This is a genomic window from Pikeienuella sp., assembly GCF_046290545.1.
Lineage (GTDB): Bacteria > Pseudomonadota > Alphaproteobacteria > Rhodobacterales > Rhodobacteraceae > Pikeienuella.
Genome location: NZ_JBKAGV010000008.1, coordinates 40,121 through 59,561, shown reverse-complemented (window position 1 = coordinate 59,561; position 19,441 = coordinate 40,121). Strand labels below are relative to the sequence as shown.

At 68.3% G+C, this 19,441-nt stretch carries 17 protein-coding genes; 13 read left to right on the top strand and 4 right to left on the bottom strand.

What is annotated here, in order from left to right; all coding sequences use genetic code 11:
• Positions 1-9: 9 nt before the first annotated feature.
• The 9 genes from ACE37J_RS06480 to ACE37J_RS06440 all read left to right on the top strand — a co-directional run bounded on the left by ACE37J_RS06480 (position 10) and on the right by ACE37J_RS06440 (position 9,995).
• Positions 10-624 carry an NADH-quinone oxidoreductase subunit J gene (locus ACE37J_RS06480; protein ID WP_409708846.1) on the top strand — a complete coding sequence of 205 codons (615 nt, stop codon included), beginning with the start codon at positions 10-12 and terminating at the stop codon, positions 622-624.
• Between the two features lies 1 nt (position 625).
• Complete coding sequence (nuoK, locus tag ACE37J_RS06475; protein ID WP_409708843.1) at positions 626-934, top strand: NADH-quinone oxidoreductase subunit NuoK; 309 nt, start codon at positions 626-628, stop codon at positions 932-934.
• 3 nt (positions 935-937) lie between these two features.
• Positions 938-2,875, top strand: a complete 1,938-nt coding sequence (gene nuoL / locus ACE37J_RS06470) for an NADH-quinone oxidoreductase subunit L (protein WP_409708840.1) — start codon at positions 938-940, stop codon at positions 2,873-2,875.
• Positions 2,876-2,877: 2 nt separating this feature from the next.
• Positions 2,878-4,407: an NADH-quinone oxidoreductase subunit M gene (locus ACE37J_RS06465; RefSeq protein ID WP_409709273.1), complete on the top strand. Its 1,530-nt coding sequence runs from the start codon at positions 2,878-2,880 to the stop codon at positions 4,405-4,407.
• Between the two features lie 21 nt (positions 4,408-4,428).
• On the top strand, positions 4,429-5,874 hold the full coding sequence (gene nuoN / locus ACE37J_RS06460; RefSeq protein WP_409708837.1) for an NADH-quinone oxidoreductase subunit NuoN: 1,446 nt from the start codon (positions 4,429-4,431) through the stop codon (positions 5,872-5,874).
• Positions 5,864-6,616 (top strand): biotin--[acetyl-CoA-carboxylase] ligase, encoded by a 753-nt coding sequence (locus ACE37J_RS06455; protein ID WP_409708834.1) that lies wholly within the window; start codon positions 5,864-5,866, stop codon positions 6,614-6,616. The genes nuoN and ACE37J_RS06455 overlap by 11 nt, the downstream gene beginning before the upstream one ends.
• A gap of 14 nt (positions 6,617-6,630) precedes the next feature.
• Positions 6,631-7,401 carry a type III pantothenate kinase gene (locus tag ACE37J_RS06450; RefSeq protein ID WP_409708831.1) on the top strand — a complete coding sequence of 257 codons (771 nt, stop codon included), beginning with the start codon at positions 6,631-6,633 and terminating at the stop codon, positions 7,399-7,401.
• Positions 7,402-9,075: a ribonuclease J gene (locus tag ACE37J_RS06445; protein ID WP_409708828.1), complete on the top strand. Its 1,674-nt coding sequence runs from the start codon at positions 7,402-7,404 to the stop codon at positions 9,073-9,075. It abuts the gene before it with no gap.
• Between the two features lie 98 nt (positions 9,076-9,173).
• Positions 9,174-9,995: a hypothetical protein gene (locus tag ACE37J_RS06440; protein WP_409708826.1), complete on the top strand. Its 822-nt coding sequence runs from the start codon at positions 9,174-9,176 to the stop codon at positions 9,993-9,995.
• Here the strand turns inward: ACE37J_RS06440 and ACE37J_RS06435 are convergent.
• Positions 9,889-10,791 (bottom strand): LysR family transcriptional regulator, encoded by a 903-nt coding sequence (locus ACE37J_RS06435; protein ID WP_409708823.1) that lies wholly within the window; start codon positions 10,789-10,791, stop codon positions 9,889-9,891. The two genes, ACE37J_RS06440 and ACE37J_RS06435, sit on opposite strands and share 107 nt — an antisense overlap.
• A 164-nt stretch (positions 10,792-10,955) precedes the next feature.
• Here ACE37J_RS06435 and ACE37J_RS06430 point away from each other — a divergent pair, with 164 nt between their 5' ends.
• Positions 10,956-11,411 (top strand): YtoQ family protein, encoded by a 456-nt coding sequence (locus tag ACE37J_RS06430; protein ID WP_409708820.1) that lies wholly within the window; start codon positions 10,956-10,958, stop codon positions 11,409-11,411.
• A 21-nt stretch (positions 11,412-11,432) separates the two neighbouring features.
• Here ACE37J_RS06430 and ACE37J_RS06425 read toward each other — a convergent pair whose 3' ends face one another.
• Positions 11,433-12,944, bottom strand: coding sequence for a DEAD/DEAH box helicase (locus ACE37J_RS06425; RefSeq protein ID WP_409708817.1), 1,512 nt, complete (start codon positions 12,942-12,944; stop codon positions 11,433-11,435).
• A 163-nt stretch (positions 12,945-13,107) separates the two neighbouring features.
• Here ACE37J_RS06425 and ACE37J_RS06420 point away from each other — a divergent pair, with 163 nt between their 5' ends.
• Positions 13,108-13,845 (top strand): delta-class carbonic anhydrase, encoded by a 738-nt coding sequence (locus ACE37J_RS06420; RefSeq protein WP_409708814.1) that lies wholly within the window; start codon positions 13,108-13,110, stop codon positions 13,843-13,845.
• A 249-nt stretch (positions 13,846-14,094) separates the two neighbouring features.
• Here the strand turns inward: ACE37J_RS06420 and ACE37J_RS06415 are convergent, their stop codons facing one another.
• The gene (locus ACE37J_RS06415) at positions 14,095-14,232 is read right to left on the bottom strand and encodes an entericidin A/B family lipoprotein (RefSeq protein ID WP_409708811.1); all 138 of its coding nucleotides are present in this window, start codon (positions 14,230-14,232) and stop codon (positions 14,095-14,097) included.
• 66 nt (positions 14,233-14,298) lie between these two features.
• On the bottom strand, positions 14,299-15,897 hold the full coding sequence (locus ACE37J_RS06410) for a peptide chain release factor 3 (protein ID WP_409708807.1): 1,599 nt from the start codon (positions 15,895-15,897) through the stop codon (positions 14,299-14,301).
• Between the two features lie 127 nt (positions 15,898-16,024).
• Between ACE37J_RS06410 and ACE37J_RS06405 the strand changes: the two genes are divergently transcribed.
• Both ACE37J_RS06405 and ACE37J_RS06400 read left to right on the top strand, forming a co-directional pair.
• Positions 16,025-17,122, top strand: coding sequence for a LysM peptidoglycan-binding domain-containing protein (locus ACE37J_RS06405; RefSeq protein ID WP_409708804.1), 1,098 nt, complete (start codon positions 16,025-16,027; stop codon positions 17,120-17,122).
• A gap of 360 nt (positions 17,123-17,482) precedes the next feature.
• The gene (locus ACE37J_RS06400) at positions 17,483-19,300 is read left to right on the top strand and encodes an ABCB family ABC transporter ATP-binding protein/permease (RefSeq protein ID WP_409708801.1); all 1,818 of its coding nucleotides are present in this window, start codon (positions 17,483-17,485) and stop codon (positions 19,298-19,300) included.
• Positions 19,301-19,441 lie beyond the last annotated feature (141 nt).

The window sequence follows — 19,441 nt, the reverse complement described above, 5'->3', positions numbered from 1 at the left end:
GGGATCATCATGGGGCTGACCGCCGTCGCCTTCTACGTCTTCGCCACGGTCGCCGTGGTCTCCGGCGCGCTCGTCACGCTCGCGCGGAACCCGGTCCATTCGGTGCTCTGGCTGATACTGACCTTCTTCTCCGCGGCGGGGCTCTTCGTCCTCCTCGGGGCGGAGTTCGTGGCGATGCTGCTGATCATCGTCTATGTCGGCGCGGTCGCCGTCCTCTTCCTCTTCGTCGTGATGATGCTGGACGTGGACTTCGCGGAGCTGAAGAAGGGCATGGCGGATTATCTGCCCATCGGCGCGCTGATCGGCGTCGTCCTCCTGCTCGAACTGTCGCTTGTCATCGGCGCCTGGGTGATCGCGCCGGAGGCGCCGATCCAGCGCATGGCGGAGACGCCGGCGCCGGAGGACGTGACGAACACGGTCGCGCTCGGGCGGCTGATCTACACGAAATACGTCTTCTTCTTCCAGCTTTCGGGCCTTGTCCTCTTCGTCGCCATGGTCGGCGCCATCGTGCTGACGCTCCGGCATCGCGAGGGGATCAAGCGGCAGGACGCGACCGCGCAGATCTGGCGGCGGCGCGAGGAGTCGGTGGAGCTCAAGGACGTGAAGCCGGGGCAGGGGATCTGAGATGGAGATCGGGCTTTCCCATTACCTGACCGTCGCGGCGATCCTCTTCGTCATCGGCGTCTTCGGCATCTTCCTGAACCGCAAGAACGTGATCGTGATCCTGATGTCGATCGAACTGATCCTGCTCGCGGTCAATATCAACCTCGTCGCCTTCTCCGCCCATCTCGGCGATCTCGTCGGGCAGGTCTTCACGCTCTTCGTGCTGACCGTGGCGGCGGCCGAGGCGGCGATCGGCCTCGCGATCCTCGTCTGCTTCTTCCGGAACCGCGGCTCCATCGCGGTCGAGGATGTCAACGTGATGAAGGGCTGAGCCTTGTTCCAGATCCTCCTCTTCGCGCCGCTGCTCGGCGCCTGCCTCGCGGGCTTCTTCGGCCGGTCGATGGGCGAGCGGATGGCGATGCTCATCCCCACGGGCCTCCTCTTCCTCTCCGCGCTGCTCTCCTGGGTCGTGTTCTTCACCTATGCGGGGGAGCCCTCGCAGTCGATCACGCTCTTCCGCTGGCTCGATTCCGGCGCGATGCAGGCGGACTGGGCGATCAGGGTCGACACGCTGACCTGCGTGATGCTGGTCGTCGTCACCACCGTTTCCTCCCTCGTCCATCTCTATTCCATCGGCTACATGGAGGAGGATCCGTCGAAGGCGCGGTTCTTCGCCTATCTGTCGCTCTTCACCTTCGCCATGCTGATGCTGGTGACGGCGGACAACCTCCTCCAGATGTTCTTCGGCTGGGAGGGGGTGGGCGTCGCCTCCTATCTCCTGATCGGCTTCTGGCATCACAAGCCCTCGGCCAACGCCGCGGCGATCAAGGCCTTCGTCGTCAACCGGGTCGGCGATTTCGGCTTCGTTCTCGGCATTTTCGCCATCTTCTTCATGGTGGACAGCATCGCCTTCGACGATGTCTTCGCCGCCGCGCCGATGCTGGCGGAGCGCTCCATCTCCTTCATCGGCATGGAGCTGAACGCGGCGGAGCTGATCGCCTTCCTCCTGTTCGTCGGCGCGATGGGCAAATCCGCCCAGTTCCTTCTCCACACCTGGCTGCCGGACGCGATGGAGGGGCCGACGCCCGTCTCCGCCCTCATCCATGCGGCGACGATGGTGACGGCGGGGGTCTTCCTCGTCTGCCGCATGTCGCCGCTGATGGAGTTCGCGCCGAACGCGCTGATGTTCGTCGTCATCATCGGCGCCTCCACGGCCTTCTTCGCCGCGACGGTCGGCCTCGTGCAGAACGACATCAAGCGGGTGATCGCCTATTCCACCTGCTCGCAGCTCGGCTACATGTTCGCCGCGGCGGGCGTGGGCGCCTATGAGGCGGCGATGTTCCACCTCTTCACCCACGCCTTCTTCAAGGCGCTCCTGTTCCTCGGCGCGGGCTCGGTGATCCACGCCATGCATCACGAGCAGGACATGCGGAATTACGGCGGGCTCCGGAAGAAGATCCCCGTCACATTCTGGATGATGATGGCGGGCACGCTCGCGATCACCGGCGTCGGGATACCGCTCACCTATATCGGCTTCGCGGGCTTCCTCTCGAAGGATGCGATCATCGAGAGCGTGTTCGCGGGGCAGGGCGTTTCCTATGCCTTCGTCCTCCTCCTCGTCGCCGCCTGCATGACCTCCTTCTATTCGTGGCGGCTGATCTTCCTCACCTTCTTCGGGGAGACGCGGGCGGACCATCACACCTATGACCACGCGCACGAGAGCCCGATGGTGATGATGATCCCGCTCTACGTCCTCGCCTTCGGCGCCGTCGTCGCCGGCATGGTCTTCTACGGGGATTTCTTCGGCCACCACGAGAACGAGTTCTGGGGCGCCGCGATCTTCTCCGGGCCGGGCAACACGGTCGTGCATGACGCGCACGAGGTTCCCTCCTGGGTGAAGGTCTCCCCGTTCGTCGCCATGCTGATCGGGTTCGGGATCGCTTACCTGATGTACATCCTGAAGCCGGGCTCGGCGGAGGCGCTCGCGCGCAACCAGCGGCCGCTCTACCTCTTCCTGCTCAACAAGTGGTACGTGGACGAGATCTATGACTGGCTCTTCGTCCGCCCGGCCAAGTGGGCGGGCCGCTTCCTCTGGAAGCGGGGCGACGGGTCGGTGATCGACGGGGCGCTGAACGGGCTCGCCATGGGGGTCGTTCCCTGGCTCACGGGCCTCGCCGGGCGGGCGCAGTCGGGCTTCATGTTCCACTACGCCTTCGCGATGATCCTCGGCCTCGCCGCGCTCATCACCTGGTATGCGGTCGTCGGAGGCTGATGATGCTGCCCTATCTCTCCATCATCATCTTCCTGCCGCTGATCGGCGCGCTGATCGTCATGCTCCTCGTGAAGGGGAATGACGCGCAGGCGGCGCAGAATGCCCGGTGGACGGCGATGTTCACCACGATCTTCACCTTCATCCTCTCGCTCCCCGTCCTGATCGGCTTCGATCCGACGAACCCGGGCTTCCAGTTCGTGGAGAAGCGGGAATGGCTTGGCGCGCTTTCCTATCATGTCGGCGTCGACGGCATCTCGATCCTCTTCGTGATGCTGACGACCTTCCTCATGCCGCTGGTGATCTGGGCCTCCTGGGGCGTCGAGACGCGGGTGAAGGAATACATGGTCGCCTTCCTCGTGCTCGAGACGCTGATGATCGGCGTCTTCTGCGCGCTCGACATGATCCTCTTCTACCTCTTCTTCGAGGGCGGCCTGATCCCGATGTTCCTCATCATCGGCATCTGGGGCGGGAAGGAACGGGTCTACGCCGCGTTCAAGTTCTTCCTCTATACGCTGATCGGCTCGCTCCTGATGCTCGTCGCGATGATCGCGATGTACTGGGATGCGGGGACGACGGACATCGCGGCGCTGCTGAAGCACCAGTTCGCCTCCACTCCGGTCGATTTCCTCGGCTGGCAGGTCCTCGGCGGCTTCCAGACCTTCCTCTGGCTCGCCTTCTTCGCCTCCTTCGCGGTGAAGATGCCGATGTGGCCGGTCCATACCTGGCTGCCGGACGCGCATGTGCAGGCGCCGACGGCGGGCTCGGTCGTCCTCGCCGCGATCCTGCTGAAGATGGGAGGCTACGGCTTCCTGCGCTTCTCGCTGCCGATGTTCCCGGTCGCCTCCGACCTGATGGCGGATTTCGTCTTCGTCCTTTCCGCCATCGCCATCGTCTACACCTCGCTGGTGGCGCTGATGCAGGAGGACATCAAGAAGCTGATCGCCTATTCCTCCGTCGCGCATATGGGCTTCGTGACCATGGGCATCTTCGCCGCGAACCGGCAGGGGGTGGACGGGGCGATCTTCCAGATGATCTCCCACGGCTTCATCTCCGGCGCGCTCTTCCTCTGCGTCGGCGTGATCTATGACCGGATGCATACGCGGGAGATTTCGGCCTATGGCGGGCTCGTCGTGCGGATGCCGCTCTATGCGGCGATCTTCCTCCTCTTCACGATGGGGAATGTCGGCCTGCCGGGCACTTCGGGCTTCGTCGGCGAGTTCCTGACGCTCTCGGGCGTCTTCCAGGTCTCGACATGGACGGCCCTCTTCGCCACGACGGGGGTGATCCTCTCCGCCGGCTACGCGCTCTGGCTCTACAAGCGCGTGGTGTTCGGGGAGCTGATCAAGGGCGGGCTGAAGCAGATACAGGACCTGAACCGGAGAGAGGCGGCGATCTTCGCGCCGCTCGTCGCGGGCACGGTGATCCTCGGCGTCTATCCCTCCCTGGTGACGGACATGATCGGCCCCTCGGTGGAGGCGCTGCTCGCCTCGGTGGACGCGGCGCACGAAGCCACGCAACTGGCGTTGAAATGAAGGCGGGGAAGTGAGAACGGCATGACCGGCGCAGATATCGACCTGATCCTGCCGGAGCTGATCCTCGCGGTCGGCTCCATGGCGCTCCTGATGTTCGGGACCTATGGCGGCGGGGATTCCCGCGCCGGGCTCATCAACGGGCTGATGGCCGCGCTGATGGCCGGCCTCGCCGCGATGATCGCCTTCGACCCGGGCTCGGGCCGCGCCTTCGACGGCGCCTTCGTCTCGGACGCCTTCTCCCGCTTCGCCAAGGTGCTGATGCTCCTCTCCGCCGCCGCGATCCTGATCCTGGCGCAGGATTATCTCGCGAAGCGGCGGCTGATGAAGTTCGAGTTCCCGGTGCTGATCGGCCTCGCCGTGCTCGGCATGATGGTGATGGTCTCGGCCGGGGACCTGATCAGCCTCTATATGGGGCTGGAACTGCAATCCCTTGCGCTCTATGTCGTCGCCGCCTTCCGGCGCGACAGCCTGAAATCGACGGAGGCGGGGCTCAAGTATTTCGTGCTCGGCGCGCTCTCTTCCGGGCTCCTGCTCTATGGCGCGTCGCTCGTCTACGGCTATACCGGCTCGACGAATTTCGAGCGGATCGCGGCGGTGGTGGCGGCGGAGGAGGTCTCGCTCGGGCTTCTCTTCGGCATCGCCTTCCTCGCCGCCGGGCTCGCCTTCAAGATCTCGGCCGCGCCCTTCCACATGTGGACGCCCGACGTCTACGAAGGCGCGCCGACGCCGGTGACGGCCTTCTTCGCCTCGGCCCCCAAGGTCGCCGCCGGCGCGCTCTTCGCGCGGGTGATGTATGACGCCTTCGGCGAGGCTGTTTCGGATTGGCGGCAGATCGTCGTCTTCATCGCCATCGCCTCGATGTTCTGGGGCTCGATCGCCGCGATCGGGCAGAAGGACATCAAGCGCCTGATGGCCTATTCCTCGATCGGCCATATGGGCTTCGCCCTTGTCGGCCTCGCCGCCGGCACGGTGCAGGGCGCCGAGGCGCTGATGACCTATCTCGCCATCTATGTGGTGATGAATCTCGGCATGTTCGCCTTCATCCTCTCGATGGAGCGGGGCGGGCGGCCTGTGACGCAGGTGGCGGATCTCTCGGGCCTCGGCAAGACGCATCCGGGGCAGGCGATGGCGCTCGCCGCGCTTCTCTTCTCGCTTGCCGGCATTCCGCCGCTCGCCGGGTTCTTCGCCAAGTATTTCGTCTTCGTCGCGGCGGTGGAGGCGGGGCTCGCGCCGCTCGCCGTCGCCGGCGCCGTCGCCTCGGTGATCGGGGCCTTCTACTATCTCCGCATCATCAAGATGATGTATTTCGACGAGACGGAGGAGGGGCTGGACGGTCGCCTGCTCACGCCGCACCGGATCGCGCTCGGCGGCGCCGCCCTCGCGATGAGCGTGGGCTGGCTCCCCTTCGTGGACGGGTTCGGCCTGATCGAGGCGAGCCGCGCCGCCGCCGAAGCGCTTGTCCGCTGAGCCGCCCGGCTGGCCGCCGGGCGTCGGCCTCGTCATCCTCGATGAGACCGGCAGCACGAATGACGAAGCCCGCCTCCGCGCGGAGGCGGGGGAGCCCGGCCCTCTCTGGATCATGGCGCGCCGGCAGGTGAGCGGCCGCGGCCGCGGCGGGCGGGCCTGGGGCGAGGCGCAGGGCAATCTCTACGCCACGCTTCTCCTCCGGCCGGAAGGCGGCGCGACGGAGGCCTCGCTCCTCTCTTTCGCCGCCTGCCTCGCCATCGCGGAGATTTTCGAGAGCGCGGGCGGGCGCGCCGCGCTGAAATGGCCGAACGATGCGCTGCTGAACGGCGGCAAGGCGGCGGGCGTCCTCCTCGAAGGGTCGGGCCGCGGCGCGGCGATGGACTGGCTCGCGATCGGTTGCGGCGTGAATCTCGTCTCGCATCCGCCGGCCGCGCCGGAGGCGGCGCATCCGCCGACCGACCTTCTGGCGGAGACGGGGCGGCGGCTTGAACCGGAGGCGGCGCTGGCGATCCTCGCCGCGTCGCTCGAACGCTGGCGGCTGCGCCTCGCGGCGGAGGGCTTCGCGCCGCTCCGCGACGCCTGGCTCGCCCGCGCCGCCCGGCTCGGCCAGCCGATCGAGGCGCGCCTGCCGCGGGAGAGCGTGAAGGGCCTGTTCGAGGATGTGGACGCGGAGGGCGCCCTTGTCCTAAGAACCGCCGCGGGCCTTCGCCGTATCCACGCCGCAGACATCTACTTCCCCTGAAAGGGCCGACGGCCATGCTCCTCGCCATCGACGCCGGCAACACGAACACCGTCTTCGCCGTGTTCGACGGGGAGCGTCTCGTCTCCTCCATGCGCTGCTCGACCTACGGGCCGCGGACTTCGGACGAATATTTCGTCTGGCTCAACCGGCTGATGGACCATCACGGCGTCGCCCTCGCGGACATCCACGACGCGATCATAGCGACCGTGGTTCCCCAGACGCTCTTCAACCTGAAGCGCCTCTGCCGGGATTTCTTCGGCTGCGACCCGCTGGTGGTGGGCGAGCCTTCCTGCCGCCTCGGCGTCAAGGTGAAGGTGCGGCGGGAGCGGGAGGTCGGCGCGGACCGGCTCGTCAACACCGTCGGCGCCTTCGACGCCTACGGGCCCAATCTCATCGTCGTCGATTTCGGCACGGCGACGACCTTCGACGTCGTGGATTTCGAGGGCGCCTATGCCGGCGGGCTGATCGTTCCCGGCATCAACCTCTCGCTCAAGGCGCTGCACGAGGCTGCGGCGAAGCTGCCGAATGTCGATGTCGCCAGGCCGCAGAGCGTGATCGGGCTCGACACCGAAAGCTGCATGCAATCCGGCGTCTACTGGGGCTATGTCAGCCTCATCGAAGGCGTCTGCAGGCGCGTCGCCGATGAGGTGGGCGCGCCGATGAAAGTGATCGCGACGGGCGGCCTTTCCCCCCTCATGGCGGAGGGAACGACCGCGATTAACCATGTCGACGGGGACCTGACGATGCGGGGCCTCGTGAAAATCCATAAGGAAAACAGACCCTAAATGGCTGATACTGCAAATCTCGTCTATGTCGCCCTCGGCGGCGCGGGCGAAATCGGAATGAACATGTATCTCTACGGCTTCGGCCCGGTGAAGGACCGGCGCTGGATCATGGTGGATTGCGGCGTCTCCTTCGGAGACATGGACTCGGCGCCCGGCGTCGACCTCGTGATGCCCGACGTGAGTTTCGTGCAGGAGATCGGGGACCGGCTGGAGGCCGTCTTCATCACCCACGCCCATGAGGACCATGTGGGCGCGATCGGCCGGCTCTGGCCGCGGATCAAGGCGAAGTTCATCGCCGCGCCGCGCTTCACGGCGGAGATCATCCGCCGGAAGATGCAGGAGGCGGGGCAGCCCACGCAGGTCGTCAAGACCGTGAAATGGGACAGCCCGGTGGAGGCCGGCCCGTTCCGCGTCACCTTCCTGCCCGTCACGCATTCGATCCCCGACCCGGCGATGCTGGTCATCGACACGCCGGGCGGCCGGCTCGTCCATACCGGCGACTTCAAGCTCGACCCGGACCCGGTGATCGGCGAGCCGACGGACATGGAGCGGCTGAAACGGATCGGGGACGAGGGCGTGCTCGCGCTCATGTGCGACTCGACCAACATCTTCGAGGAGGGCGAGTCGGGCGGTGAGCAGCCGCTGCGGCCGCATCTGAAGCGGATCATCACCGGCGCGAAGGGCGCCGTCGCCGCCACGACCTTCGCCTCCAATGTCGGCCGGCTGAAGACGCTGGCCGAGGTCGCGACCGAATGCGGCCGCTCCGTCGCCCTCGCCGGGCGCGCGATGAGCCGGATGATCGAGACGGCGCTGGAGACCGGCGCGCTCAAGGGCTTCCCGCCCATCGTGCCGGAGGACCGGATCAGGGACATTCCGGCGGAGAACCTCTTCTACCTCATAACCGGCAGCCAGGGGGAGGGCCGCGCCGCGCTCGCCCGGATCGCGGACGGGAGCCACCCGACCGTGAAGCTGAAGGCGGGGGACCTCGTGATCTTCTCCTCCAAGACCATTCCGGGGAACGAGAAGGGCGTCTACGGCCTCTACAACCGGCTTTCGGAGCAGGGGATCGAGGTCATCGACGACGACATGGAGCCGGTCCATGTCTCCGGCCACGGCCGGCGGGAGGAGATCGAGAAGATCTACCGCGCGCTTCGCCCGCAGGTCGCCGCGCCGATCCATGGCGAGCATCGCCATCTCGTCGAACATGCGGGGCTCGCGAAGGACTGGGGCGCGGCCTCCATCGTCGCGCCGAACGGCTCGATGGTCGCGCTCGACCTCAACAAGCCGAAGATCGTCTCCCATGTGGAGACGGGGAAGCTCTTCCTCGACGGCGAGGTCCTCGTCGGCGCGCTCGACGGCGTGATCCGCGACCGGCTGAAGATGGCGCGGCAGGGCCATGTCGCCGTCTCCGTCGTGATCGACGAGGACGGGGAGCTTTTCGCAGACCCGCAGGTGAAGGTCACCGGCGCGCCCGTGAAGCCGCGGGGCGAGGCGCTGGACGCGCTGATCTCGGACCGGATCGACCACGCGATCTCCACCGCGTCGAAGCGCGAGCTTCGCTCGGACGACAAGGTGCAGGAGCTGGTGGAGCGCGTCGCGCGCCGCGCGGCGCATGAAGTCTGGGGCAAGAAGCCGGTCACCAGCGTGATGGTCACGCGGCTCGAAAGCGAGTGATTGCTCGTGGCGTAACGAACCGTTAACCGCCGCGGGGGCGCCGGAAAGCCGGCGTCCCCCATACATGCGTCTGCGGAACCCAACCGGAGACGCGTCAGATGATCCGCAAGCTCGCCGTTGTCGCCCTCGCCGCCCTCGCGCCGTTCGCCGCTTCCGCGACGACGGTCTCGCTCGATCTCGGCCGCTCGGTCGATCTCCTTCAGAATGTGCCCTTCCAGACGATCACCTTCGAGCCGGTCCCCGTCGCCTTCGGCGGCGGGCTTGTCTCGGTGTCCGCGTTCGGCACGAGAACGAACGGCTTTATCCCCCAGCGACTGGTGGTGACGGCGAACGGGGGCCTCTCCATTGACGGGGGGCTCAGCTCGCAGCCGGACGGGGAAGAGCGGGTCATCGACCCCCCCGAATTCCTCCGCTTCGATTTCACGACGCCGGTGACCGGCGTCACCGTCGGCGTCAACCTCGCCGGCGGACCTACCGGCGGGGGCATCGGATCGCGGTTCGTGGAGGTTTTCTCGCCCGAGGGCGCGCTCATCGCCAATGTCTTGCAGGACAGGCTTCAAACCTTCACCTCCGACAATTTTCTCGCCCCGGACACGCTGATCAGCGCTCTGATCGTGCGGGCGGTCAGCGGCAATTTCAGGATCAACAGGCTCGGCTTCACGCTTCAGCAGATCATCGAGCCCGAGCCGCCCGTCGTCATCGAGCCGCCGCTCTCGCCGCCCACGACCCCCGTCGCCGCCGTTCCGCTTCCGCCCGCCGCGCCGCTCCTCCTCGCCGCGCTCGCAGGGCTCGGCCTTGTCTCGCGGCTCTCGGTCAGGCGGAGTGGGCCGTCGGCCTCGCGGATTGCGGCCACGCCATCGTCCGTGCGGCTTCGAGCGCCTTCGCGACCGGCGGCGAATGGCGGCGCCCGGCGCGGGTGACGATGCTGATCGTACGATGCACCTCCGGCTCCACGATGGGCCGGAGCACGATCCCCGGCAGGACGGGCAGGTATTCCGGCATCAGCGTCATGCCGAGCCCGGCGGCGACCATGCTCTGCACCCAGTCTTCCCGCTCCGTCGCATAGCGGACGCGCACCGCGCCATAGGGCTTCGCGAGCCCCAGCTTCACGAAGTTGGAGGGGAATTCGCAATGGAGCCGCTTCACGTAGTCCTCGCCCTCGAATTCCCTCATCGGCACGGCGTTCATCGCCTCGAAACGGTGGCCCGGCGCGAAGGCGACGAAATACGGTTCCCGGAAGAGCGGGGCGGGGCGCATCGTTTCGGGATAATCCGGCAGGGACATGAGCGCGACGTCGATCTCCCCGGCCTCCAGCGCGGCGCCGAGTTCGGCGCAGTGGCTTTCCCAGATATCGATGTCCAGCTCCGGAGCCTTCTGGCGTAGATGCGTCAGGAACGCCACGAGATGCGCGGCGGGCATCGTCGCGATCACGCCGAGGCGGAGCCGTGTCTCGGTCGCGGCGTAGCGCCCCGCCTCGGCGAGAGCCTCGTCGGTCGCCTTCTGCGCATCGGCCAGGTGGCGCTGCACGAGCCGGCCGAGATCGGTCAGATGCGTGAGCCGCCGTTCGCGCCGGAAGAGCTGCCCGCCGAACTTCTCCTCGAGCTTCTGGATGGAGCGTGTGACCGTGGGCGTCGAGACGCCGCAGAGCTCCGCCGCGCGCGTGAAGTTCAGGGTCTCGCAGGATGCGAGAAAATAGCGGATATCGTTGAGCTCCATGGCCGGTTTCTCGCTCTTGCGCCGCAGATGTTGAAGCGCGGGTGCGAGGCGGCGGTCAAGCCGGGTCACGAAAATGCGAAGAGCCCGTCAGAGATCTGGCGGGTTGCCATCGCCGGTTCGACCGTCACACTGGGCCGATGCAGCAGGGAAGCAGGAGGCCGCCGATGAGCATGTCCGTCTATCTCTCGGGCGAGATTCACACAGACTGGCGGGATGAGATCGTCGCCGGCTGCCGGGAGGCCGGGCTCGACATCCGGTTTTCCGCCCCGGTGACGGATCACGAGGCGTCGGACGATTGCGGCGTCGCGATCCTCGGCGCCGAGCAGAACAAGTTCTGGCATGACCACAAGGGCGCGAAGCTCAACGCCATCCGGACGCGACAGGGGATCGAGAAGGCCGATGTGGTGGTCGTCCGCTTCGGAGAGAAATACCGGCAATGGAACGCGGCCTTCGACGCCGGCATGGCCGCCGCGCTCGGCAAGGCGCTGATCGTCCTGCACGGGCCGGAGCATCAGCATGCGCTGAAGGAGGTGGACGCCGCCGCCCTCGCGGTGGCCGAGACGCCGGCGCAGGTCGTCGAGATTCTCGCCTATGTCGAAACGGGCGCGCTGCCCCGCTGAGGGGCGGCGCGCCGCGCCGGGTCAGGCCGCCGCTTCGGCGTCGCCGCCCTCCGCCTCGGGCTCGTCCGCCTTCGCGCGGGCGGAGAGTTTCGGCAGCGGGATCATCATGAAGGCGGGCATATGGTCGCCGAGCCCGACGACGGGCGCCCCGCCGCCGCCGTTGCGCCGCTCGCCGCGGTCGCCCCGGTCCCGCCGGCTGTCCTCGCGCCGCGGCTCGGGGCGCGGGCGCTCCGGCGCGGGCGTGGGCGCGGGGGCCGCGGCTGCGGGTTCCTCCGTCTTCGGCGCAGGCTCCTCGCGCCGCGCCTCTTCCCGGCGCGGGCCGCGCGCGCGGCGCGGTTCGGCCTGCGGGCGCTCTTCCCGCTCGGGGCGGGCGGGGCGCGGGGCGAGGCCGGGCGCGTCCGCGCGCGGAATCGTGGCGCCGATCATCGCCTCGATCTTCTCGAGATATTTCTCTTCATGCGGCAGGCAGAGCGTCAGCGCGTCGCCGGAGCGCCCGGCGCGGCCCGTCCGCCCGATCCGGTGGACGTAGTCCTCCGAATGGATCGGCACGTCGAAGTTGAAGACATGGGAGACAAGCGGAATGTCCAGCCCGCGCGCCGCCACGTCCGAGGCGACGAGGATCTTCAGCTCGTTGGCCCGGAACGCATCCAGCGTCTTCATCCGCACCTTCTGGTCGAGGTCGCCGTGGATCGGCGCGGCGTTGTAGCCGTGCTTGGCGAGGCTCTTAGCCACCACGTCGACATTCGACTTGCGGTTGCAGAAGACGATGGCGTTGGTGAGCTTCTCGCCCTCGCCGTCGATCAGGGCGCGCAGCATGTCCCGCTTCTCGGCGTCGGCCCGCTCCTTCGAGGAGGCCTTCCAGGCGATGATGCGCTGGGTGATGTTCTCCCCCGTCGTCGCCTGCTTCGCGACCTCGACGCGCACCGGATCGTTCAGGAATTCCTTCGTCAGCCGCGTGATCTCCGGCGGCATGGTCGCCGAGAAGAACAGCGTCTGCCGGGTGAAAGGCGTCAGCTTGAAGATGCGCTCGATGTCGGGGATGAACCCCATGTCGAGCATCCGGTCCGCCTCGTCCACCACCATCACCTCGATGCCGGTGAGCATCAGCTTGCCGCGCTCGAAATGGTCAAGGAGGCGCCCCGGCGTCGCGATCAGCACGTCCACGCCGCGGTCGATCAGCTTGTCCTGGTCCTTGAAGGAGACGCCGCCGATCAGGAGCGCCATGGTCAGCTTGTGATGCTTGCCATAGGTCTCGAAATTCTCGGAGACCTGCGCCGCCAGCTCCCGCGTCGGGCAGAGGACGAGCGTGCGCGGCATCCGCGCGCGCGCCCGGCCCTTGGCGAGGCGGCAGATCATCGGCAGCGTGAACGCCGCCGTCTTGCCCGTTCCGGTCTGCGCGATGCCGAGCACGTCCCGCCCTTCGAGCGCATGCGGGATCGCCTGCTCCTGGATCGGCGTCGGGGTCGTATACCCCGCCTCGGTGACGGCCTGGAGGACTTTCGGGTCGAGGTTCAGCTCGGAGAAGGTGGTCATGCGGCCCTTTCGCGTTTCAGTGGCGCCAGTGTCTCGGCCGCCATTTCCGAACGCGGCCAGCGAGCGACCGTATTGCCGCTCTCCTTCTTGTGCGCCGCAAAATACGCGCGAAGGTGTAAATGTCAATCTTCGCGTGCTGAATGAGTCGCCGGAGGAGCACGACATGCGAATACTGACCGCCTTCATCATCGCGCTGGGCGCGGGCGCCGCCGCGGCGCAGGATCTGTGCGAGGGCTACGGCCCCCAGACGCCGCGGGACATCTCTGCGCGGGAAGGGGCGAACCCGGTCCGCTTCGCGACCGCGCCGGCGCCGGAGGCGATGAGCCTCTGCAACATCCACGGGCATGTGCAGGCCGAGCATCGCGGGCCGGGCTTCATGCGCCTCGCGCCCGGCGGCGCCGGCTTCCTCTGCGACGAGGAGCCGAGTGCGGCGGAGCTCGCTCCGCTCGAAGGCGCGTTCGAGGGGGTGGAGCCGGGCGACGCGTTCGAGGTCCACTGGGTCTATTCGACCTGCGACGTCGCCCCCGGCCCCGGCCTCGGCGCCTGCCTCTCGCAGGCCTGCGGCAACCCGCAATTGCGGGTGGAGGCGCAGGTCTTCCTTCTCGTGAACGATCCCGCAGCGGCCGACATCCGCGATTTCGACTGGCCGGGGCAGGGGCGCCAGCCGCGCGCGCTGCCGGGCGGCGCGCCCGTCGTCTTCGCGGGCTCGACGACGGGGCCGAGCTATTCGGAGAGCGTCTGCTCGCCGCTCCAGGTCACCTGGTCCGTCCGGCCCGGCTGCGTGAAGCTCCATATCGGCTCGCTCCACGAATGGGCGGAGGGCAACGTCTTCGGGGAGGAGGAGGCGCACGGCGTCCGCCCGCTGGTGACGGCGCCGGCGCTGCTCTCGCGGATCGAATAGGGCGAGACCAACCGGCCGGGCGGGAGCATAGCGCTCCCGCTCGCCCCTTGGCCCGGGCGACCAGACCGGGCCGCGGCCTCCCTCCCCCCAGGGAGGCCGCATCGTAACGGCGCAAATAGCTCAGCCGCCAGAGTATCTTGCGCCATAAACCGCTTGGCCCGGTCGTTCCGAGGCGGCCCCCCGAGGGAGGCCGCGCCCCTCCGTGCGCCGCTCGCAGGGCGGCCGGCCTGTTAGAAGCGCCGCGCATACTTACTCCTGCGCGTCCTCGGCGGCGTCCTCAAGCGCGGCGCCGCCGGACTGCACATCCTGCCCGAACCCCTCGACGGTGTTGCACGCGGCGAGCGCCAGCAGGGCGAGCGGGGCGAGGGCGATGAGACGGAACGACATGGCGATGATCCTTTCAGGTTCGGTCGCCATGAAACGCGGGGCGCGGGGATGCGTTCCCGCGCCGCTTCAGATCATCATCTCCTTCGTCATCGCCAGCGTCACATCCGGGAAATCCTTCTCCGCCCGGTCGATGTCCCACTGGATGCGGGTGAGGAAGACCGGGTCTCCGTCATGGTCCCGCGCCATCTGCCCTCGATGCGCCTTCACGAAGGCCTCCACCGCCTCGCGCTCCCCCCGCACCCAGCGGGCGGAGGAATACTGCGTCGGCTCGAAGCGCACCGGCATGTCGTATTCCGTCTCCATCCGGCTCCCCAGCACGTCGAACTGGAGCGCGCCGACGACGCCGACGATCCAGCCCGCGCCGATCTCCGGCTTGAAGAGCTTCGCCGCGCCCTCCTCGGCGAACTGGGTCAGCGCCTTGTCGAGATGCTTCGCCTTCATCGGGTCGCCCGCGCGCACCGATTGCAGCAATTCCGGCGCGAAGGAGGGGATGCCGGTGAACCGGAGGTCCTCCCCCTCCGTCAGCGCGTCGCCGATGCGGAGTTGCCCGTGGTTCGGCACGCCGATGATGTCCCCCGCCCAGGCGTCGTCCGCGATTTCCCGGTCATTGGCGAGGAAGAGGACGGGGTTGGAAATCGCCATCGGCTTGCCGCTCCGCACATGCCGGAGTTTCGCGCCGCGCTTGAAATGCCCTGAGCAGAGGCGGACGAAGGCCACCCGGTCCCGATGCTTCGGGTCCATGTTCGCCTGCACCTTGAAGACGAAGCCAGAGACCTTGTTCTCCTCGGCGGAGACCTGCCGCCGGTCCGTCATCCGCGGCTGCGGGGCGGGGGCGTAGGCGCCGAGCCCCTCCAGCAATTCCTTCACGCCGAAGGAGTTGATCGCGGAGCCGAACCAGATCGGCGTCATCGTTCCCTGCAGGAACGCCTCCCGGTCGAAGGCGGGGAGGAGCCCACGCGCCATCTCCACCTGCTCGCGGAGCGTCTCCAGCAGATGCGGCTCGACATGGTCTGCGAGCTTCGGATCGTCGAGCGAGGAGAAGGAGAGGGAGCGGCCCTTCACGTTCCGCTCCGCCCGGTCCATCAGCTCCAGCCGGTCGTTGACCATGTCCCATGCGCCCACGAAATCCCGCCCGACGCCGACCGGCCAGGAAAGCGGGCAGACGTCGAGCGCCAGCGTCTCCTGGATCTCGTCGATGATCTCGAACGGGTCCCGGCTCTCCCGGTCCATCTTGTTGCAGAAGGTCAGGATCGGCATGTCGCGGAGGCGACACACCTCAAAGAGCTTCTTCGTCTGGCTCTCCACGCCCTTCGCGCCGTCGATCACCATCACCGCCGCGTCCACCGCCGTCAGCGTGCGATAGGTGTCCTCCGAGAAGTCGGCATGGCCCGGCGTGTCCACGAGGTTAAGCCAGTAGGGCCCGTATTCGAAGGACATGGCGGAGGCGGAGACGGAGATGCCCCGGTCCTGCTCCATCTTCATGAAGTCGGAACGCGTGCGCCGCGCCTCGCCCTTGGCGCGCACCTGCCCGGCCATGGTGATGGCGCCGCCGAAAAGCAGCAGTTTCTCCGTCAGCGTCGTCTTCCCGGCGTCGGGATGCGAGATGATCGCGAAGGTCCGGCGGCGGGCGATTTCCGGCGGGAGGGCGGGGGCGTTGTCGAGCATCGCCGCCATATAGCGGGGCGCGCGCCGCGGCGAAAGGCGCCGCCTGGGCCCCGGCGCGCGCATTGGCCGCTCGACAGGGCTGCGCGTTCGCGGCATGAAAACCGTGGAATTCAAGGGAGAGCGCCGCATGCCGGAACGAAGGGCCGGGTTCGGGAGAGGAGCGGGGCTGGCGGCGCTGGCCCTTGCGGCGCTGGCGGCCCTCTGGTTCGGTTTCGGGCGGGAGGCCGGGGAGGTCTCCGCGCCGCCCGTCGCCGGGATCGCGGATGCGACCGTCGCGCCCGCCTCTCCGCCGTCGCCCGAACCCGCCGCGCCGGAAACCGCCGCCGCGCCGGAGCCGGAACAGGCGGCGCCCGCGCCCGCGCCTCAGCCCGAAGCCGCCGCGCCGGATGCGCCCGAGCCCGTCGCGGCCCCGGCGCCCCCCGCGCTCGACCTCGTGCGCGTCGAGCCGGACGGGGCCGGGCTCGTCGCCGGGCGGGCCGAGCCGCGCTCCGAGGTCGAGATCGTCGTGGGCGGCGCGGTCGTCGGTGAGGCGCGGGCGGGCGCGGACGGCGCCTTCACCGCCTTCGTCCGAGTCGATCCCGACGTGGAGGCGCAGAGCGTCACGGCGCGCGCCGCCCTCCCCGCGCCGGCGCCGTCCGAAGCGGCGGAGGCCGCGGCGCCGCCCGTATCGGAGCCTGCGCCCGTCCTCATCCTCGGCGGGGAAGGGGAGGGCGCCGCCCCCGTCGTCGCCCGCGCGACCGAAGCCGGCGCCGAGATCCTCCAGCCCGCGCCGCGGCCCGAAGGCGGCGTCGCGCTCGATGTCATCTCCTATGACGCCGAGGGGCGCGTCCGCTTCTCCGGCCGCGCGGACCCGGGCTCCGAGGTGCGGCTCTATCTCGACGACGCGCCGCTCGGCGCCGCGCGGGCGGACGCGGCCGGCGCCTGGGCCTGGGAGAGCGCGGGCGTCGCCGCCGGCGCCTATCGCCTGCGGCTCGACGAGGTCACCCCGGCGGGCGTGAAGAGCCGGATCGAGACGCCGTTCCTGCGCGAGCCGGCCGAGGCCGCCGCCGCGGCGCCCGGCGCCTTCACCGTGCAGCGGGGGGACAGCCTCTGGCGTATCGCCGCCTCGGTCTATGGCGAAGGCATACGCTATACGCTGATCTATGGCGCGAACCGAGGCGCGATCCGTGATCCGGACCTGATCTATCCGGGCCAGATCTTCACGCTCCCGGCGCCGGGGGAGTAGGGGAGAGGCAGATCCGGCGGAAGCGTGGCGCGCTCCGGCGAGGCTGGCCGGCATGCGAACGGAGCGTGTAGGGTCGCAGCCTCCCTCGGGGGGCCGCCTCGAGCGGATTGGCCCTTGTGGTTTATGTCGCCACTAACTCGAACGATTGCACGTCTTGCGCCGTTGCTATGCGGCCTCCCTGGGGGGAGGGAGGCCGCGGCCCGGTCTGGTCGCCCGGGCCAAGGCGCACGGGGGGAGCGCCGCGCCTCCGCCCGGCCGGGTTCATCGGCCATGCTTCGCCCCCAAATCAGCCTTCGCTCCGCCCGCCATGGCGTCGCCCGCCCGCCCGCGCTAAGTGGAGGGGGAAGGAAGGACGATCCGATGAACGACATGCGCAGCCGCAGCCATAGCGGCGGGGAGGTGGATTTCCGCGTCATCCGCCGCGTCGCCCCCTATCTCTGGCCGGACGGGGAGCGGGAGGCGAAGATCCGCGTCGTCGGCGCGATGGCCGCGCTGATCCTCGCCAAGATCGCGACGGTGCTGACGCCCGTGGGCTTCATGTATGCGGTGGACGGGCTCGCCGCGGACGCGCCGGCGCCGGCGACCTGGCTCATGGCGCCCGTCGCGCTCGTGCTCTTCTACGGCTTCGCGCGCGTCGCCTCCATCGCCTTCGCGCAGCTTCGGGACGGCGTCTTCGCCAAGGTCGGGCAGCGAGCGCTCCGGCGGCTCGCGCTGGAGACGTTCCGCCATGTCCACGCGCTGAGCCTCCGCTATCACATCACGCGGAAGACGGGCGGCCTCTCCCGCATCATCGAGCGCGGGGTGAAGGGCGTCGATTTCCTCCTCCGCTTCATGCTCTTCTCCATCGGCCCGCTGATCCTCGAGCTCGGCATGGTCGCGGCGATCTTCTTCTTCGCCTTCTCGGGCTGGTATTTCCTCGTCATCGTCGTGACCATCGCGATCTATGTCTGGTTCACGTTCAAGGTGACGGAATGGCGGGTGAAGATCCGCATCCGCATGAACGAGCGGGATACGGACGCGAACCAGAAGGCGGTCGACTCCCTCCTCAACTTCGAGACGGTGAAATACTTCACCGCGGAAGCGCGGGAGGCGGCGCGCTATGACCGCTCGATGGAGGGCTACGAGGAGGCGGCGGTGAAGACGGGCGTCTCCCTCGCCTGGCTCAATGTCGGGCAGACGGTCATCATCACCGCCGGACTCGTCATCGTCATGGCGATGGCGGCGATAGGGGTGCAGGCGGGGCAGATGACGGTGGGCCAGTTCGTCGCCGTCAACGCCTACATGATCCAGCTCACCATGCCGCTCAACTTCCTCGGCACGGTCTACCGCGAGATTCGCCAGAGCCTGGTGGACATGCGGGACATGTTCACGCTGCTCGACCAGCCCGCCGAGGTCTCGGACCGCGCGGACGCGAAGGCGCTCGACCCCGGAACGGGCGAGGTGCGGTTCGAGACTGTCGAGTTCGCGTATGAGGGCGAGCGGCCGATCCTGAAGGGGGTGGATTTCACCGTGCCGGGGGGCAAGACTCTCGCCGTCGTCGGCCCGTCCGGTTCCGGCAAGTCTACGCTCTTCCGCCTCCTCTTCCGCTTCTATGACGTGCAGAAGGGCCGCGTGCTCGTGAACGGGCAGGATGTTCGGGACGTGACGCAGGCGAGCCTCCGCGCCGCGGTCGGCGTCGTCCCGCAGGACACCGTGCTCTTCAACGACACGATCCGCTACAACATCGCCTATGGCCGGGAGGGCGCGACGGAGGAGGAGATCGTGGAGGCCGCGCGCTCCGCCCAGATCCACGACTTCATCTCCGCCCTGCCGGAAGGCTACGAGACGATGGTGGGCGAACGCGGGCTGAAGCTTTCGGGCGGGGAGAAGCAGCGCGTCGCCATCGCGCGCACGATCCTGAAGAACCCGCCGATCCTGATCCTCGACGAGGCGACCTCCGCGCTCGACACCGGCACGGAGCAGGAGATTCAGGAGAGCCTGAAGCGCCTCGGCGCGAACCGCACCGTCCTGATGATCGCGCACCGCCTCTCCACGGTGGTGGAGGCGGACGAGATACTCGTGCTGGAGGAGGGCCGCGTGGTGGAGCGCGGCGCCCATGCCGACCTCATCGCCCGCGGCGGCCGCTATGCGCAGATGTGGCGGCGGCAGGAGGCGGAGCGGGAGGAGGAGGCGGCCTGACCGCCCCGGCCGGGCGGGAGCGCAGCGCTCCCCCACTTCCCCTGGCCCGGGCGACCAGCCCGGGCCGCTTCCTCCCTCCCGCCAGGGAGGCCGCAACGCAACGCCGCAAATGGCTCAATCGTCAGAGTATATTACGCCATA

What these genes read in the sequence shown, in the direction of transcription:
- ACE37J_RS06480 (WP_409708846.1), top strand. Translation starts at nt 10, where the DNA reads ATGGGGCTGACCGCCGTCGCCTTCTACGTCTTCGCCACGGTCGCCGTG.
- nuoK (WP_409708843.1), top strand. Translation starts at nt 626, where the DNA reads ATGGAGATCGGGCTTTCCCATTACCTGACCGTCGCGGCGATCCTCTTC.
- ACE37J_RS06465 (WP_409709273.1), top strand. Translation starts at nt 2,878, where the DNA reads ATGCTGCCCTATCTCTCCATCATCATCTTCCTGCCGCTGATCGGCGCG.
- nuoN (WP_409708837.1), top strand. Translation starts at nt 4,429, where the DNA reads ATGACCGGCGCAGATATCGACCTGATCCTGCCGGAGCTGATCCTCGCG.
- ACE37J_RS06450 (WP_409708831.1), top strand. Translation starts at nt 6,631, where the DNA reads ATGCTCCTCGCCATCGACGCCGGCAACACGAACACCGTCTTCGCCGTG.
- ACE37J_RS06445 (WP_409708828.1), top strand. Translation starts at nt 7,402, where the DNA reads ATGGCTGATACTGCAAATCTCGTCTATGTCGCCCTCGGCGGCGCGGGC.
- ACE37J_RS06440 (WP_409708826.1), top strand. Translation starts at nt 9,174, where the DNA reads ATGATCCGCAAGCTCGCCGTTGTCGCCCTCGCCGCCCTCGCGCCGTTC.
- ACE37J_RS06435 (WP_409708823.1), bottom strand. Translation starts at nt 10,791, where the DNA reads ATGGAGCTCAACGATATCCGCTATTTTCTCGCATCCTGCGAGACCCTG.
- ACE37J_RS06430 (WP_409708820.1), top strand. Translation starts at nt 10,956, where the DNA reads ATGAGCATGTCCGTCTATCTCTCGGGCGAGATTCACACAGACTGGCGG.
- ACE37J_RS06425 (WP_409708817.1), bottom strand. Translation starts at nt 12,944, where the DNA reads ATGACCACCTTCTCCGAGCTGAACCTCGACCCGAAAGTCCTCCAGGCC.
- ACE37J_RS06420 (WP_409708814.1), top strand. Translation starts at nt 13,108, where the DNA reads ATGCGAATACTGACCGCCTTCATCATCGCGCTGGGCGCGGGCGCCGCC.
- ACE37J_RS06415 (WP_409708811.1), bottom strand. Translation starts at nt 14,232, where the DNA reads ATGTCGTTCCGTCTCATCGCCCTCGCCCCGCTCGCCCTGCTGGCGCTC.
- ACE37J_RS06410 (WP_409708807.1), bottom strand. Translation starts at nt 15,897, where the DNA reads ATGCTCGACAACGCCCCCGCCCTCCCGCCGGAAATCGCCCGCCGCCGG.
- ACE37J_RS06405 (WP_409708804.1), top strand. Translation starts at nt 16,025, where the DNA reads ATGCCGGAACGAAGGGCCGGGTTCGGGAGAGGAGCGGGGCTGGCGGCG.
- ACE37J_RS06400 (WP_409708801.1), top strand. Translation starts at nt 17,483, where the DNA reads ATGAACGACATGCGCAGCCGCAGCCATAGCGGCGGGGAGGTGGATTTC.